Source organism: Reichenbachiella sp. MSK19-1, from assembly GCF_003590315.1.
Lineage (GTDB): Bacteria > Bacteroidota > Bacteroidia > Cytophagales > Cyclobacteriaceae > Reichenbachiella > Reichenbachiella agariperforans.
The window spans coordinates 1,096,909-1,112,683 of record NZ_MIER01000002.1; the positions used below are offsets into that span (position 1 = coordinate 1,096,909).

Genomic DNA, 15,775 nt, shown 5'->3' on the forward strand with positions numbered 1-15,775 from the left:
GTTATTTTAAATAAATATAGATACATACATGTTGAGGTGTTTTTCTTGAGGTGAATTTTTAAGGAATGAATATTCAAATTTTATCATCTAACATTTGGTATCTGGGTAGTTACTGCATTATTCTTGTGACGTTAAAATTTGAAGTAGCATTTGAGAACGTACATTTAAATTTTAAAAAATGATTAACCAAAACGAATCAACCAAAACGAATCAACCAAAACGAATCAACCAAAACGAATCAACCAAAACGAATCAACCAATTTACTCGCTATTTAATTTTTTTCTCTATTATTTCTTGGTTGGTAGGGTGTGAACAGGAGCAGGTTAGTCCAGTCAAAGCGCCTGCGAAACACGTACTCACATCAGAAGAAGGTGCAATGATGCGACTGGGTAAACAAAAGGAAAATGCGTATTCGGTAGAGAATATGATTAAGGCGTATGAAAACCTGAAGGTAAATAGTAGGCTTTTAGAAGATATTGATATTCATGCTACGCATTTATATGTTCGATTTTTACCAAAGGACTCTTTGGATTATCAAGCCTTAGTATCTGATACCACCATGGAGTTTTTTGATTTTCCATTGGATTATGAAATTGTACAAACAGATCATAAATTTAGACCCTTTAAGTATGAGGTGCTTGCTGAGCTTTTCTTGACAGAAGATGAAAATGATCCTCTCTCAGGAGACGAGAGTTCTGCACGTCTCAATTTGGGAGTATTAGAGATGCTTGAGGACGAAGCGTTGCGTATCACGGGCAATCTAGAAGAAGAAAGAGAAAATGCTCGGGTGATGGGACGGTTCAACCCAAAGGGGAGAATCACTATTGATGAGGTTACTACTGACCGCAATACCTCTACCACTAGAGAGGTTGCGTTGAAACATACCAAAGTACGTGCGTACCGAGGGTTTAAATGGGGGTATGACTGGACAGATGCCAATGGTGATTTCAAAATCTCGAGACGGTTTAGATACAGTGTGAATTACACGCTGTTGTATGAACGGGGTGGGTTTGCTGTTACCAATTCCTTGGGTATTAGGACGGTGCATAAAAAGAATAGTAAATCTAGAACGTGGTACCGTAGAATCAAATATTCGGAAGAAGAGTCATGGACAAGAGCCACCGTGATGAATGCCATAGATGGCTATGTCACGCAGGCTAAACGATACAATGTGAAGTTGCCTGTGGCAGATCAAAAGGTGAAACTCAGGGCTAAATTGAAAAAGGGTCGGTCAAATGCATTAGGAGTAGCTAGACACTATGAACCCGCGATTGCATTGCTCAAACGAAACGATGTGGTTTTGTATACTAGGTTTAAATCTAATGCCAGATATGAGACCGATGATTTGTTTTCTCTAGTAATGCACGAGCTAGGGCATGTGAGCCATCACCTCAAGTCACCGATCAATGTCATCCTGAGCATTGGGATAGTAGGAGAGAGTTGGGCTACGATGATAGAATATTATTTTACTAGACCTTATTATCCAGAAGAAGTTAATCATTTAGATGATCAAAATAGAATTGATATTGAAGATGGTGGTGATGATTCTTGGAAATATACCCCTGTTTTTATCGATATGATCGATGATTCGAACCAGAGAGACGATCATGATTCCGATGATTTTGCAGACGATGACGTGGAGGGTTATTCGATATGGAACATACATCGCGCCTTGGACAACAAGACAAAACTGGATGGGGTCAAGGATTTTTTGAAGGATAACTATGCGAATACTACAGAAAGACATTTGGACAAATTGGTGGGTTTTTATAACGATATAAAAGAAGATAACAAATGAGAAATTTGATTTTAATATTGATAAGTTTAGTTGTAGTGGCATGTGATGCAGCCAATGACATAGATTATGATGCAGTGCGCCGGATTGTCAATGATACTGATTATCCTTTACAACTTGATGTTTACAACAGTACGGAGCATTTTCAATATGATATTGCCGCACGAGATACGTTAAATATTAGTGGTGAGTGTGAATCAGGAAATGTGCGTAGGTGTTATTTGGGATGGGATGGTAGTATGGTTTATGGGGAAATCACATTCTCTCAATCAAAAGTCTTGAAAGGAGAAGGGATAAGTGATTTGAACTGTAGAGAAGATCGAGCTGTACAGGGAGACCCTGTTAAGGGGTGTTATGGGTATGTCACTTCAAAGGAAGATGGGGTTTCCGTCTACACCTACACGATTGGTGAGGAGGACTATCAAAATGCTGTGCCGATCGATTGAGGTAAGATTACAGAATCATTTGATTATTAATAATGGACATTAAAAAACTGACTTTGCTTTGATATACAATATCACATATTAAGACAAAGACAGTTTTTATCTAAGATTAGGTGTGATTGTGGGGATTATATTTCGCTGTTAGCTAGGGTTTCAGGCTTTCCTTCTCCGATCAAGATTTGGAATTTTTTGTAGATGTCACGGGCGATGTTTCTGCCGAGATTGAGCCCTTCGATGTTGTCTGCTTGGATGTGGTAGCCTCCCATGACACGGGAGATGCCAGCCATTTCGCCTGCTTTGGTAAAGGTGGGGAAATGAAGCGTGACTGTGTCGCCAAGATTGTCGGGCTCGGTCATGATGCCAGGAACCAAATCTACTGACGAACCAAATTCATCACTGCCTGTGAATAAACGCAATGCCTCTGCACATCCACCACTGATGGTACTGTGCCCAGATACGTAGCTTGGGAATGGAGGACATAAGAAGCTGTTCGGTGAGTAAGGTCTCCATTCTTGGCCTTTCATTTCGGTCATTCCAACTTCTGGTCCTCCCCATGCTTTGATGGTTTCGTCTTGGTAGTAGTCGTGTACCAGTGCGAAAGGTCTTGCGAAATCATAGTACATTTTTGAATCCCAACATGCGATGAAACCATCCATGGCTACTGATTCCACATAAAAGTACATCTTGATATCGTCATCCAACGTGTGTTGGTCACGGATGGAGACTTGCTGCGCAAAGAGCAACCAGTGCCCTGCCTGCTGCACGGATTTGGGACCGTCACGCATGAACTCTACCAAGGCACGGTTTTCGTCGGTGAGGTTGGCTTGTAGGTCTACGACCTCTTTGACTTCAGCGGCTAGCTGCTCAGAGCCAACCATAGGAGGAGGCCCTGGTCTAAATTGACTGGCAGAATCAAGCATCAGAGGCTTTACCAATTGCCAGTAGGGTGTCAGACAGCCCGGAGCAAATTTCTTACCTTCCTTGTCAGAGAAGTACTTGGGCTGCCATCTGTTGAGTTCCACGTTGTTGTCTACGGTATTGATGGGCTGATACTCGGTGTAGTCGTAGTAGGGTTGTTTGGATGCTCCTGACTGTTCTCCGTATTGGTTAGAACCGTCGTTATGGCGAGCAGCTATTACTGCTTTGGCCGCTAGGTTTCCAATGCCTACGGGTGTGCTGGGGTCTAGGGACTCATCATTAGGGTCTAGTCCCATGGATGTCATAAAGTTACGATACATGGTCGAGTCAGAGTAGTAGTACTCCGACATGGCCCGGTAGGCAGCATAGCTAATGGCGATTTCTTTGTTTTCTAAAGTTAACTCGTCCATAGGTCGACGTTCTACACCTGTGAGGTAGACGGGAGTGGCTTTTTGATCATAGCGTGTCCATGCATCGAACATGGATGTGAAAATCAGCCCTAGAAAACGACTGGTGATCGTAGGACGTGGTTTGAACATGTCGGTATCATTGGCAGTAGCCTCTAGTGCTATTTTGCCCCACTGGTAGGCGATGTTGTCCGCGCCTCGGGGTTCTTCTACGATCGATTTTTCGGTGGAGTGCTGGCAGCCTGCGATCACGAGTAATGCGACGATGATGGGGAGTATTAGTTTGTTCATGTATTCGTGTTTTAGTCTTTCTGTTGAACAATACTATTTATTAATCTTTAAGCTTATTTCAATAGATGACGAATGGGAGCAAATAGTTGATGAATTATGGGTTTGGAAGGATAGAAATTATTTAAGGAAACCGCTCACTTGATGGGATTGGAAAACACATCAGTTGCGCTTAACTTGGTGCTTCTTATCCACTTATTTGAAACTATCACATGTCTAGAATTTCAAGCTTGTTGGTCGGAGCTATACCCGTTGCGGTTGTTCTATTTTTTGTCTCTTCCTGCCAGTTTTCTCAATCAGAAAAATTCGCCAACCAGTATGTTACCTACTGTGGCTCGTGTCATGCACTGCCATCGATAGACGATCTCCCAAAGCACATCTGGAGAGACAATGTGCTGCCTGAGATGGGGGCGAAGATGGGGATGCGAGATAGCACTTACAGCCCATATCAGGGTTTGTCTTTTCGACAGATGGAGGCTGTGATGAAAACAGGTCACTATCCAAGTCAGCCTATGTTGTCTGTCGAGGAATGGTCGGAGCTCAAGGAGTATATCATAAGCTTAGCGCCTGTTTCTTTGCCTGCGACCAGTGATGAAATAGAGGCAACTCTGGGACAGTTTGTGCCAGAGCCGATTGCACTGGATGATTCGGGTGGTGCTTTTACTGCTTTTTTGGCCTTCGATGAGCAACAAGGAAAAATCATGACAGCCAACCTGTCTGGGCAACTAGTGACCTATGATTATCCGAGCAGAACTACCGTTAAGACTAGCAGTTTTGGAAATGCAGTCACGGCGTATCAGGTAGATTCAGCTCGTCAGTATGCGACGCTGATAGGGATTTTGAATCCATCCGAGTTGAAGTCTGGGCAAGTCTATAGCATAGTGGATGGCCAGCACAAAGTAATTGCTGATGGATTGCATAGACCTGTACATACTTTGATCCGAGATCTCGATCAAGATGGTCAGGATGAAATCATAATCAGTGAATTTGGTCACTTGACAGGAGAACTCTCGATGCTCACAAAAGGAGATACGGGATACCAAAAAGAAACATTATACGCCATGCCGGGAGTGGTTCGGGTAGTGGCTGAGGATATGAACGGTGATGGATTAGAGGATTTGGTTTTCATGGCGTCACAGGGGAGAGAGGGTGTTTTTATCTTGTATCAAGAGGAAAGACTTAGTTTCCGTAGGGAACAGGTGATTGGTTTTAGTCCGGTGTATGGTAGCAGTTGGTTTGAAATGGTAGACTATGATGGCGATGGCGATCAGGACATCATCACTGTCAATGGAGACAATGCTGATTACTCCGTAGTGCTCAAGCCCTATCATGGTGTGAGGGTCTTTCTCAACGATGGGCATAACCAATTTTCAGAAGCATACTTTAGGCCGATTCATGGTGCCACACGGGTGACTGTTAGAGACTTTGATCAAGATGGAGATATGGATATGGCAGTGGTAGCAACGTTTCCAGATTACGCTACTACGCCTTTGCAGTCATTTGTGTATCTAGAGAATCAAAATTCAGATCAGTTTGTTTTTGAAGCCCAGACTTTTACGCAAGCTGATACAGGTCGATGGCTTGTCATGGATGCGGGAGACGTAGATCAGGATGGAGATGAAGATTTGATCTTGGGTTCATTTACTTATTCGTTTGTGTATGTGCCAGATAGCTTGAGCGAAACCTGGAATGCCAACCGTGTCGACCTGATGGTGTTAGAAAATCAATTGGTGAGATGATATAGATTTGAGAACCTAATAGTTGAGGTTGCCGTGCGTGCGTTTTGCACAAGGGGTGATTTAGTGATTTTTCACTTTCTTTTTCTGTTGATTTGCAGGTCTGACGAAACTTTAAAAATGAAAGTCGCATTTAGTCCTATATATCGCTATGATCAATTGCCCGAGGGACATCGTTTCCCGATGGAGAAATATGACTTGCTGCCACAGCAGTTGCTCTATGAAGGGACGCTAACCCAAAGGGATTTTTTCCATCCCAAGAGACTGACTGAAGAACAGATCCTCAGAACGCATACTGTCGACTATTGGCACAAACTGAAAACAGGGACGCTAAGTAAAAAGGAGATACGTAATACGGGGTTTCCGTTTCACCCCAGTTTAGTAGAGCGGGGCAGGCATATCGCGCATGGAACCCTACAATGTGCCTATCACGCAATGCAAGAAGGGGTCTCTCTCAATATCGCTGGAGGAACACATCATGCCTATGCCGATAGAGGAGAAGGTTTTTGCATCTTCAACGATATTGCCATCGCTTCTAACGAGCTACTACATACCGGTGCAGTGGATCAAATTCTAATCGTAGATTTGGATGTTCATCAAGGCAATGGGACAGCCAAAATATTTGAGCATGAGTCACGGGTGTTTACTTTTAGCATACATTGTGAGCACAACTACCCACTCCAAAAGGAAAGATCTGATCTTGATATAGGTTTGCCAGACCAGACCGATGATGAGGCTTACCTGCGTGTACTAGAGGATGTTTTGCCAGATTTGATCCGAACCGTCAGTCCTCAGATGATCTTTTATTTGAGTGGTGTAGATGTGATCGCTACGGATAAGTTAGGGAGACTGGCAATGAGTCGTGAGGGATGTCGCAGGCGAGATGAGTTCGTGTTCGAGCAGTGTTGTGAGTTTGGCGTGCCTGTAGCAGTAGCAATGGGTGGAGGATATTCGCATCGTTTGTCAGATATCGTGGCAGCTCATGCCAATACTTTTAAGGCTGCCGAGGAAATTTTCTTTTAACCCGAGTTTAACTCACGTTAGATCTATTGCTTTATCAAAATTGTCTTATTCTAAGTCATAAAAGAAGGAATCAAAGACAGTGGTAAAATCATCTATGGACTAGTTCAGTCGTTTTAAGAATCCTGTTATATTTACTCATGACACAAAGCAGCCATTTATGATCCAATTGCCCACAGAACTCCTAGATACATTTGGGAAAATTCTATATGCCGTAGCGAAAAGTGACGGTATAGTTCAAGATGAAGAACTCGCCGTGATCCGTAAAGTAATAGATGACCACACTTGGGCACAGGAGTTGGAGTTGTCCTTTGTTGTAGAGCGTGAGATGGACACAGATGCCGATGAGGTATTCGAAGAAGCCATGGAGGTCTTTGATCGCTATGACGTGCGGGAGCACTACGAACAATTCCTCGACTTACTTGATGAGGTGGCAGAAGCACACGGTGGGATCGTGAATGAAGAAAAAACTTTTATAGATCGATTTAGAAAACGATTATTGAATTAAGCAGTTGTATTCACTGTTTCTGCCATTTTTGAGGACACTCTTACTGTTTCAATATAAATCAGAAGGTTTACTGATTCCAAATCTCCCAAGCTTTCTCGGCCTGACCGACTAGCATTTTATAGCCGTTTTTTACTAGAGCACCTGCATTGAGTCCTTCTTGCATAAAGGCTGTGGTTTCAGGGTTGTAGACCAGATCGAATAACCGATGTTCGGGTGTCAAGGACTGGTAGGGGAGGTTGGCCTTGTCACTTACATCTGGATAGGTGCCTAGTGGTGTAGTATTGATGATGAGGTGATGCTCTTTTAGGGTTTCTGGTGTTTCCGATAGTTGGTCGTACGATATACAGTCCGTGCTGGCCGTACGTGAAACCATGAGGTATGGAATATTCAAATCTTCCAGTGCTTTCTTAATCGCCTTGGATGCGCCACCTGTGCCGAGCACGAGTGCTTTTTTGCCCTTTAAGTCCCAATCCTCAATAGAAGATTTGAACCCGTAATAGTCGGTGTTGTATCCTTTTAGTTTGCCATCAGGCATGAACTTAATCGTATTGACTGCTTGTATGGCCGCTGCATGACTATCTATTTCGTCCAGGTACTGCATGACCTCTAGCTTATATGGGATTGTAACATTGAGCCCAGATAGCGTACCGGTATGCTGAGCAAGTAGCTTAGGAAATTCATTGATTTGCTCCAATTCGAAAAGTTCGTATTCGCAATTGGGAATGTTTTCTTTTTGGTACTTTTCAGTGAAGTAGTTTTTGGAAAAGGAATAATGAAGCGTTTTCCCGATTAGACCGAATAGTTTCATTAAGACTGTTTTTTGGAAGCGTTGGATTTGACAATGAGGGCTATTTTTTCGATCACGATGACAATCATAAAGCCCAGTGTACCAAAGAGAATAGCTTGGATAATCATTGGTTGATGTCCAGTCTCAGATAGATACTGGGTAGGCAGGATGTTTTGCTCCAACACAGGGACTTGTTCACCTTTGATCCATTCGAATCGAATGGCTTTTTTCCAAGGCCATATCTTGTTCAGAGATCCAATCATAAAGCCTGCTAAAAGGGCGATGGCATAGTTGTGGAACTTCTTTAGAAACCATGAAATGGCTCTGGAAAAAGAAAAAAGCCCAGTGATACATCCTATTGCAAATACAAGAATTATAGTTATATCAAATTCATTGAGCGCTTTGAATATATAGGTGTATTTACCTAAAATAAGTAGTATAAAACTGCCGGAAATACCAGGTAAAATCATGGCACATATTGCAATTGCACCACTGATAAATATAAACCATAGCCCGTTTGGTGTGGTGGCTGGTGTCACAATAGTGATGAAGAAAGCTATTGCAATACCTGCTAAGCATGATAATAGCACCCCTATATTCCATTTAGTGATTTCTTTGGCTACTGAAATAGATGAAATGATTACAAGACCAAAGAAAAATGACCACAACTGTATTGGGTATATTTCTAATACGTGAGAAATCACCTTAGCTAAGGTGAATACACTAACTAATATTCCTAACAACAAAGGAAACAAAAAGGCACCATTGATATGTTGCCAGAATGCTTTGAGTTTGAATTGAGCGAGTAGTTTGAACGCCGTGATATCAAAAGAGCTAATGGAAGCCAATAGCTCTTCGTATATCCCTGTAATAAATGCAATCGTACCGCCAGATACGCCTGGTACTACGTCTGCACTACCCATTCCTATACCTTTGAGGAAAAGTAGTAAATAGTCTTTCAGTGATTTCATGTATGGGCTTGCTACAGTAGTAGCTTATTTGCTTTCAGCTTTCAAGAAGTGATCAAATGTGTCACCCCTCAAACCTAATCGGATGGTTTCTAATGGGATCACCTCGTTAGGAGCGATATTACCCAAATTAACATTAGATCCGAGGAGCTTGATGAACCATACTTGCTGTTCTTTTTGTGGCGCTTCCCAAAGTACTTTTTCCATCGGGATTTTTGTCAAAATTTCCTGAACCAATCCAGATCTCACTTCTCCAGTGGAGCGAAATAGCCCAACATTCCCACCTTCGCGAGCCTCTCCGATTACTTTCCATGCTCCTGCGTCTAGTTCTTTCTGCATCAATTCTATCCATTTGTATGGAGGAATGATTTCTTCGGCATCTTTGGATCCTACTTCAGATAGGACAGTGACTTGATCTGTGAGTGTTCTGATGTATTCACATTTTTTGTCATGATCCATGACCAGTGATCCATCAGATACTTCAGCATGGCTCAAGTTGTATTTGTCTAATACTCTACGGTATTCGTCAAATTGATTTCTCATGATGAACGCTTCGAATAACGTTCCTCCCAGATAGACTGGGATGCCAGCTTCACGGTAGACTGCTAATTTCTTGTCCAGGTTAGAAGTGACGTATGAAGTTGCCCAACCTAGTTTTACTATATCAATATGATCCCCAGAGGTTTCGATCATGTCTTCGGCTTGACGAGAGCTCAGCCCTTTGTCCATGACCATTGTAAATCCTTGTTCTCTTGGTTTTACTGTTCTACTTGGTAGATTCTCTATGTTGTAATTCATTCAAATAATTCAAAAATTCCTATACTCACTGGTCTCTTTTCGACTTGCAAATAAATTGATTTCTCTCATAGAAGCAAAGCGAAAGTACGAATGATTTCAGTGGGTGCTAATCTGTTATTTATACTGTTGGATTATTTTGTACAGTGCTTTTTGAGTCTCTAGGTTGGGAAAGTAATCATAAAGCAAGGTGTGTCCTTCATAGTCGAGGTACAAGCCTTTTTCTAGGAAGTTAAATGCTGTTTTGTATTTGCCACTTTCGATATAGTATACGACACACAAGTAATAGAGTGAAGCATCATCAGGGATTTCATTAATCCCATCTGTAATCACACCTATCGCGCGCTCCATATCTCCTTGTTCAAAGTAGATTTTAGACCAGTCTTTCCAGATGTCTGGGTTGTTAGGACTTAGTTGACTAGCCTCGTCATAGGCGTCAATACTGGATATAGTATTACCGACTTTGAACTCTGCCTTGGCAAGAGCTGTCCAGTAGTCGGGATTTTCTATGCCTAGTTTGAGTGCTTTGTTGAAAAAATGTACTGCCTCATACCATTTGTCTTGATGTCCGAGACAAATACCTGTGCAGTACCATGCCTCGTCATAGAACTGATCTAGTTTAGTTGCTTTGCGATAGTAGCGGATTGCTAGATCATACTGTTCCATGTTTTCATAGACAGATCCGATACTGAAATAGATTTCAGGCGTAGGTCCTTCTAGCTCGATAGTCGTTTTGAATGCATCTAGCGCCTGCTCGTTTTTTTTCAGCATCATGAACGAGTTGCCCATGTTGTAGTATGCCGAACTGTATTTGTCATCGATGGCGATACAGTATTCGTATGCGTTGATGGACTCTTCGTATTTTTCTAACTTATTATAGATAATACCGAGGTTGTACCACGCATATTCCGAATAGGGGTCTTTGTCTATGAATTCCTTGTAGTAGGTGACACTTGTGTCTAGTTCTCCCAGTACATCTAGACAGTATGCTAGTTCGTAGAGCGCAGATTCATTGTTTAGGTTTTCTTCTAAGGACATCTTAAAGTACTTGATAGCACTTTTGAAGTCTGAGATATTTTGATAGGCCAGTCCGATCGAAAAGTGAATTTCATCTTTTTCTTGGGTGTATTGTAGTGCAGTATGGAAACTCTCGAGAGCCTCTTCATGCTTGCCCTGCATGATCTGTACGTTGCCTTTAATCAGGTGGATGTCGCCATCGCCAGGGTTGAGATTAGAAGCATCATCCAGTAGTTTGATGGCTAATCCGTACTCCTCTAGGCTCGAATAGGTTTGGGCTTTGAGGATCATGAATTCAGCAGCGTATGGATGTTGATCCATTGCAAAACTGAGTGCTTTGAGTGCTTTCCTGAACTTAGAGTGCTCTATATAATGATGAACGATTTGTTCGTATTCATCGGTCGAAAAGTAAAACGCTTCCTTGTTCTCCTTATGCAGTTCGTATCTCTTGATGAGATCCTTATCTTCATTGCGTTTTTTGAAGTTTTCTTCCATCTACTAAATAATTAGGCTACAAAGATAGCTGTTTTTTAAAATCAATACTTTCAATGATCAGTTTTGAATATAGATATAAAATGCCAATTATGGAATGATACGGTGGGAGTAGACCAAGTAGATTATTGAATACTCACTATAGCGTTTGGGTAGTAATTGTAAGAAAATGAGAGGATTAGATGTGACTATACAATGTTAGAAAAAAAGTCTATTTTTTCTATTCAGGGTAATGCATGTGATAGAGTATAACTGAGTGTGTAACCATTGCCTAGTGTTTAGGCAATGGTGGTCAATATCTAATTAGAACGGTAGGTCGTCAGCATTGGAATCATTGCTGTTATTGAGCCATTCTGGTTCTGCAAGTGATTCTGAGGCACCGTTACCTGCTTGTGGAGCTGGGTTGCCGCCAGATACGTCATTGGCTGCAGAGATTCTCCATGCTTGTAGAGAGTTGAAGTACACTACTTGACCTTGAGGATTAGTCCATTTTCTACCTTTTAGATTAAAGGCTACATTGAGTTCTTGTCCGATGTTGAATGCATCGAGTTGCTCACATTTGTCTTGAATCAATTCAAATTTGACAAATTCAGGGTATTGCGGGTTCTCAGCATATTCTACTACAAATTCTCTTTTCTTGAATCCACTCGCTCCGAAAGTGGCTGTATCGTATTTCTCTAAAAGTTTTGCTTTGATTTCCATGGATAATGATTTGAATTGAAAAATGGGTGGCAAAGATGATGATTAGCCTCTGAACTCGCAAGAGCTTTTTGCCTTTCATTGAAGAATTATTGCGAACAGAAGATAAAACCCACTTATGGTTTAGGGAATAAAAAAGGGGGCTCGAATGAGTCCCCTTTTCGTGTCTTCGTAAGGTACTATTATTTGTTAGTACCTACGTTGTTTAGATCTTCGAAAGCACTTTTAAGTCTAGACACCATAGACTGCTCGGCAGCTCTAGTCCAAACTCTTGGATCGTAAGCTTTCTTGTTCGGCGCATCGGCTCCCTCTGGGTTACCAATTTGTCCTTGCAAGTAGTCTTTCTTGTTTTCGTAGTATTTTCTGATACCATCCCAGTATGACCACTGTAGATCTGTATCAATATTCATTTTGATCGCGCCATAAGAAATCGCTTCTCTGATTTCTTCTCTAGATGACCCTGATCCACCGTGGAATACGAAGTTTACTGGGTTTTCACCTGTTCCGTATTTCTTTTGAATGAAGTCTTGAGAATTTTTCAAGATTTTTGGTGTCAACTTGACGTTACCAGGTTTGTATACTCCATGCACGTTACCAAATGCTGCAGCAATAGTGAATTTATCACTCACTTTACCAAGCTCTTCGTATGCATACGCTACTTCTTCTGGTTGTGTGTATAGTTTAGACTCATCTACGTCAGAGTTGTCTACACCATCTTCTTCACCACCTGTGATACCCAATTCAATCTCTAGCGTCATGCCCATTTTAGACATTCTTTCTAGGTACTTTTTACATGTTTCGATGTTTTCTTCGATAGGCTCTTCAGACAAATCGATCATGTGCGAACTGAAAAGAGACTTGCCTGTTTTAGCATAAAACTCTTCTCCTGCATCTAACATACCGTCGATCCATGGCAATAATTTCTTGGCACAGTGATCTGTGTTCAAGATGACAGTCACACCGTATGCTTCAGCCATCATGTGGACATGGTGAGCACCAGCTACCGCACCTGCGATCGCTGCTTTTTGGCCGTCGTTAGATAATCCTTTTCCTGCATTGAAGGCGGCGCCTCCATTTGAGAACTGTACCATCACTGGAGATTCTAGATCTCTTGCGGTTTCCAATACTGCATTGATCGAGCTGCTACCAATTACGTTGGCTGCTGGCAATGCAAAATTGTTCTCATTCGCATACTTCAATAATTCGGTAACCTCGTCTCCGGTAAGTACCCCTGGCTTAAATTTCATAATTAATAATATTAGTGTTTGATATGGGTAATGGCTGGCAAATATATGTATTTGTCTGAAGATATATAAGTGATCCGAGGGCAATATCAATATACTTGGGGAGTTAATAAACCGAATGCCATAGCCTATAGGTGATGTGGTATTAAATTGAATTAAAAGTATAACCTTATCAACCTTAAAAAAGAATAGAAATGAAGAAGTTTTTGTATCCCTTAGTAGCAGTATTATTGATAGCATCTGCCTGTACGGAAGAAGAAAAAAGTGGAGACCTGACCCAAGAAGAAGCACAAGCAGTGATCACGAATATGTCGCAGGACATGGAGAGTGATGTGATTGATATGGTGGAATCAGAAGGAGTAGAAGCAGTCATGAGCATGGCGGATTTTTTATTAGAAACCGATGAGTCAGTTGAATTTATGCGTCAGGGGCAGTCACCAGTCGATGTGACTGCAATGATCAGTGATATAAAAGGACTGGGTAAAGCATTTGCTCCAAAGGCACGTAGACTGAAAGATGTGTCACCTGAGGAAGAGGAGGACTTTTCTTTCGAAGAGAGCTTAGGTATATATGTATGGAATGATACGGAGGGCTATTTCGAAATAGAGGACGAGACGGTAGATTTTATTGAGTTTAGATTCCCAGCGGAAGGATCTACGACCAACAATGCAAGTTTGTTTGTGTACGATCTTCAGCAGAGCGAGGAAGAGTTATCAGCTATCGATGCTGCTTTGAAAATAGACAATGAAGTAGTCGCGTCTGTAGATTTAGAAATAGAGTATGGCCAAGTACTCGCTGCAAACAAGATTAGCTTAGACTTGTTTTTGAAGCCTTTCACTTATAAAGTAGATGTAGACGATAGTGCTGAGAAAAGTTCTAGCGTGAGCGTATCTATTGCAAAAGACGATGAAGTGTTGACGTATGTGGATTTGTCAGTTGATTTCAAATCTTCTTTGAAACTAGAAGCAACGAAAGTAGATGGAGCGATAGGTTACAGAACTGTGGAAATCAAAGGGGATATTGATTTAGCAGGAATAGAAGCTGCTGAGGGAGAGAGGATCAATGACTATATCGACGTTAAACTCTATGCTGAGGGTAGTTTCGTAGGTGATTTGGAGTTGGATATTACCACAGATGAAGAAATTGATATTTTCGTAGTGTACAGCGATGGTACTTCCGAATCCTTGTTGGACCTGTTAGCACCTGTATTCGATGAAATCGAAGATATACTGGTAGAGACTTCCGAAGAAGTGATCTAAATGATCTTAGGATTATCGAACTACGAAGGGTGAGTCATGTGGCTCACCCTTTTTTTATAGCTCTTGAAATGTCTGTTGTTTTTTGATGAAATATCGAAATGGAACGAAAGGTATCTTTGGTTGTATGGAGAGTGTCTTGTTTTTAACCTGCTTCCGCTTTTTTAGGTTAAGAGGTATGCGCCAAAAGAAGTCTCTATGTGCTTTGAGTACAGCTAGGAAATGACCAAAGGAATCGTCTTTCCAGAACTTGATGGCTGACAACCAGTCTAGACTGAGTCTCACAGGTAGTTTCCAAATGAGATTGTCCAGACTTTCATTTTTGAGGATCATGGAGAGGTTGTTGCGGAAGTTGAGGTAGGTTTTTCGTGGGTTGATTTTGGAAAGTGTACCGCCACCCACATGATAGACCACACTCTGAGGGATGCAGTAGACTTTTCGTCCGCTGCGTTGTAGTCTCCAGCATAGGTCGATTTCTTCCATGTGAGCAAAGAATTCCTCGTCGAGTCCTCCTATGTTTTTGTAATCGGCTGTTCGGACGAACATCGCCGCACCAGTTGCCCAAAAGGTTTCCATAGTTTGGTCGTATTGTCCAGTATCTGTCTCTAAGGTGTCAAAGACTCGGCCTCTACAATAGGGGTAGCCTAGACTGTCTATGAAACCTCCGGCTGCACCTGCGTACTCAAATTTATCCTTGTCGTGAAAAGCTTTGATTTTGGGCTGACAGGCGGCTACTTCTGGATGTTGATCCATAAAGGTAATGATCGGGGTGATCCAGTTCGGAGTGACCTCTATGTCAGAGTTGAGCAGTACGCTGTATTCATGAGTGATCTGTGCTATGGCTCGGTTATACCCACCTGTAAAACCATAATTTTCTTCAAAAACAATAAGGCGAAGTTCAGGATACTCAGTACGAAGGTAGTCTAGCGAAGTGTCGGTCGAACAATTGTCTGCTACGATCACATCTGCATCCGGGCTGTTGGCGATGACGCCTGGTAGAAACTGTCTGAGGAAGTCTACACCGTTGTAATTGAGTATGACGACTGCTGTTTTATGCATTGAACATGTTGCCTAGATCGAAACCAGGGATGTTAGGCATGAGTCCTTCTGTATGTTCTTTCATGTACTCCTTGGCTTTGATATCTGCTTCGTCAGTGGCTTTGTTGACTGCTGCTACGATCAGGTCTTGGAGGACTTCTTTGTCTGCGGTATTGACTAGGGACTCATCTATGTCTACTTTGATGAGTTTTTTTTGTCCGTTGACGAGTGCTTTGACCAGACCAGCACCTGATTCGCCTTCTACCTCTATTTGGGCGAGTTCGGCTTGTACTTCTTTCATTTTAGACTGCATCTCTTTGACTTTGCCCATCATTTTCATCATGTCAAACATAGATTTTTTGT

General features: G+C 41.9%; 15 protein-coding genes. 6 read left to right on the forward strand and 9 right to left on the reverse strand.

What is annotated here, in order from left to right; genetic code table 11:
- Positions 1-299: 299 nt before the first annotated feature.
- Together BGP76_RS04610 and BGP76_RS04615 are read left to right on the forward strand one after the other, a co-directional pair.
- Entirely contained in the window at positions 300-1,799 is a 1,500-nt protein-coding gene (locus BGP76_RS04610; protein ID WP_119843772.1) for a hypothetical protein, read from the forward strand.
- On the forward strand, positions 1,796-2,242 hold the full coding sequence (locus BGP76_RS04615) for a hypothetical protein (RefSeq protein WP_119843773.1): 447 nt from the start codon (positions 1,796-1,798) through the stop codon (positions 2,240-2,242). The genes BGP76_RS04610 and BGP76_RS04615 overlap by 4 nt, the downstream gene beginning before the upstream one ends.
- A 125-nt stretch (positions 2,243-2,367) precedes the next feature.
- Here the strand turns inward: BGP76_RS04615 and BGP76_RS04620 are convergent, their stop codons facing one another.
- Positions 2,368-3,855, reverse strand: coding sequence for a vanadium-dependent haloperoxidase (locus BGP76_RS04620; RefSeq protein ID WP_119843774.1), 1,488 nt, complete (start codon positions 3,853-3,855; stop codon positions 2,368-2,370).
- Positions 3,856-4,064: 209 nt separating this feature from the next.
- Here BGP76_RS04620 and BGP76_RS04625 point away from each other — a divergent pair, with 209 nt between their 5' ends.
- The 3 genes from BGP76_RS04625 (at position 4,065) to BGP76_RS04635 (ending at position 7,116) form a co-directional block, all read left to right on the forward strand.
- Complete coding sequence (locus tag BGP76_RS04625) at positions 4,065-5,591, forward strand: VCBS repeat-containing protein (protein WP_119843775.1); 1,527 nt, start codon at positions 4,065-4,067, stop codon at positions 5,589-5,591.
- Between the two features lie 117 nt (positions 5,592-5,708).
- Positions 5,709-6,611: a histone deacetylase gene (locus BGP76_RS04630; protein ID WP_119843776.1), complete on the forward strand. Its 903-nt coding sequence runs from the start codon at positions 5,709-5,711 to the stop codon at positions 6,609-6,611.
- A gap of 157 nt (positions 6,612-6,768) precedes the next feature.
- On the forward strand, positions 6,769-7,116 hold the full coding sequence (locus BGP76_RS04635) for a TerB family tellurite resistance protein (protein ID WP_073118881.1): 348 nt from the start codon (positions 6,769-6,771) through the stop codon (positions 7,114-7,116).
- Positions 7,117-7,183: 67 nt separating this feature from the next.
- Here BGP76_RS04635 and BGP76_RS04640 read toward each other — a convergent pair whose 3' ends face one another.
- The 6 genes from BGP76_RS04640 to fbaA all read right to left on the reverse strand — a co-directional run bounded on the left by BGP76_RS04640 (position 7,184) and on the right by fbaA (position 13,121).
- Positions 7,184-7,924 (reverse strand): shikimate dehydrogenase, encoded by a 741-nt coding sequence (locus tag BGP76_RS04640; protein WP_073118880.1) that lies wholly within the window; start codon positions 7,922-7,924, stop codon positions 7,184-7,186.
- Positions 7,924-8,874 carry a DUF368 domain-containing protein gene (locus BGP76_RS04645; protein WP_073118878.1) on the reverse strand — a complete coding sequence of 317 codons (951 nt, stop codon included), beginning with the start codon at positions 8,872-8,874 and terminating at the stop codon, positions 7,924-7,926. Before BGP76_RS04645 ends, BGP76_RS04640 begins: the two co-directional genes overlap by 1 nt.
- Positions 8,875-8,898: 24 nt before the next feature.
- On the reverse strand, positions 8,899-9,669 hold the full coding sequence (locus BGP76_RS04650) for a phosphosulfolactate synthase (RefSeq protein WP_073118875.1): 771 nt from the start codon (positions 9,667-9,669) through the stop codon (positions 8,899-8,901).
- 114 nt (positions 9,670-9,783) lie between these two features.
- Positions 9,784-11,178, reverse strand: a complete 1,395-nt coding sequence (locus BGP76_RS04655; RefSeq protein WP_073118873.1) for a lipopolysaccharide assembly protein LapB — start codon at positions 11,176-11,178, stop codon at positions 9,784-9,786.
- A 300-nt stretch (positions 11,179-11,478) separates the two neighbouring features.
- Positions 11,479-11,877 carry a DUF3127 domain-containing protein gene (locus BGP76_RS04660; protein WP_073118872.1) on the reverse strand — a complete coding sequence of 133 codons (399 nt, stop codon included), beginning with the start codon at positions 11,875-11,877 and terminating at the stop codon, positions 11,479-11,481.
- A gap of 179 nt (positions 11,878-12,056) precedes the next feature.
- On the reverse strand, positions 12,057-13,121 hold the full coding sequence (gene fbaA, locus BGP76_RS04665) for a class II fructose-bisphosphate aldolase (protein WP_119843777.1): 1,065 nt from the start codon (positions 13,119-13,121) through the stop codon (positions 12,057-12,059).
- A 191-nt stretch (positions 13,122-13,312) separates the two neighbouring features.
- Between fbaA and BGP76_RS04670 the strand changes: the two genes are divergently transcribed.
- Positions 13,313-14,377: a hypothetical protein gene (locus BGP76_RS04670; protein ID WP_147407373.1), complete on the forward strand. Its 1,065-nt coding sequence runs from the start codon at positions 13,313-13,315 to the stop codon at positions 14,375-14,377.
- A 54-nt stretch (positions 14,378-14,431) separates the two neighbouring features.
- On the opposite strand, the gene BGP76_RS04675 is transcribed toward BGP76_RS04670, so the two are convergent.
- Together BGP76_RS04675 and BGP76_RS04680 are read right to left on the reverse strand one after the other, a co-directional pair.
- On the reverse strand, positions 14,432-15,433 hold the full coding sequence (locus BGP76_RS04675; protein ID WP_119843779.1) for a glycosyltransferase family 2 protein: 1,002 nt from the start codon (positions 15,431-15,433) through the stop codon (positions 14,432-14,434).
- Positions 15,426-15,764 (reverse strand): YbaB/EbfC family nucleoid-associated protein, encoded by a 339-nt coding sequence (locus BGP76_RS04680; RefSeq protein WP_119843780.1) that lies wholly within the window; start codon positions 15,762-15,764, stop codon positions 15,426-15,428. Before BGP76_RS04680 ends, BGP76_RS04675 begins: the two co-directional genes overlap by 8 nt.
- Between the last annotated feature and the right edge of the window lie 11 nt (positions 15,765-15,775).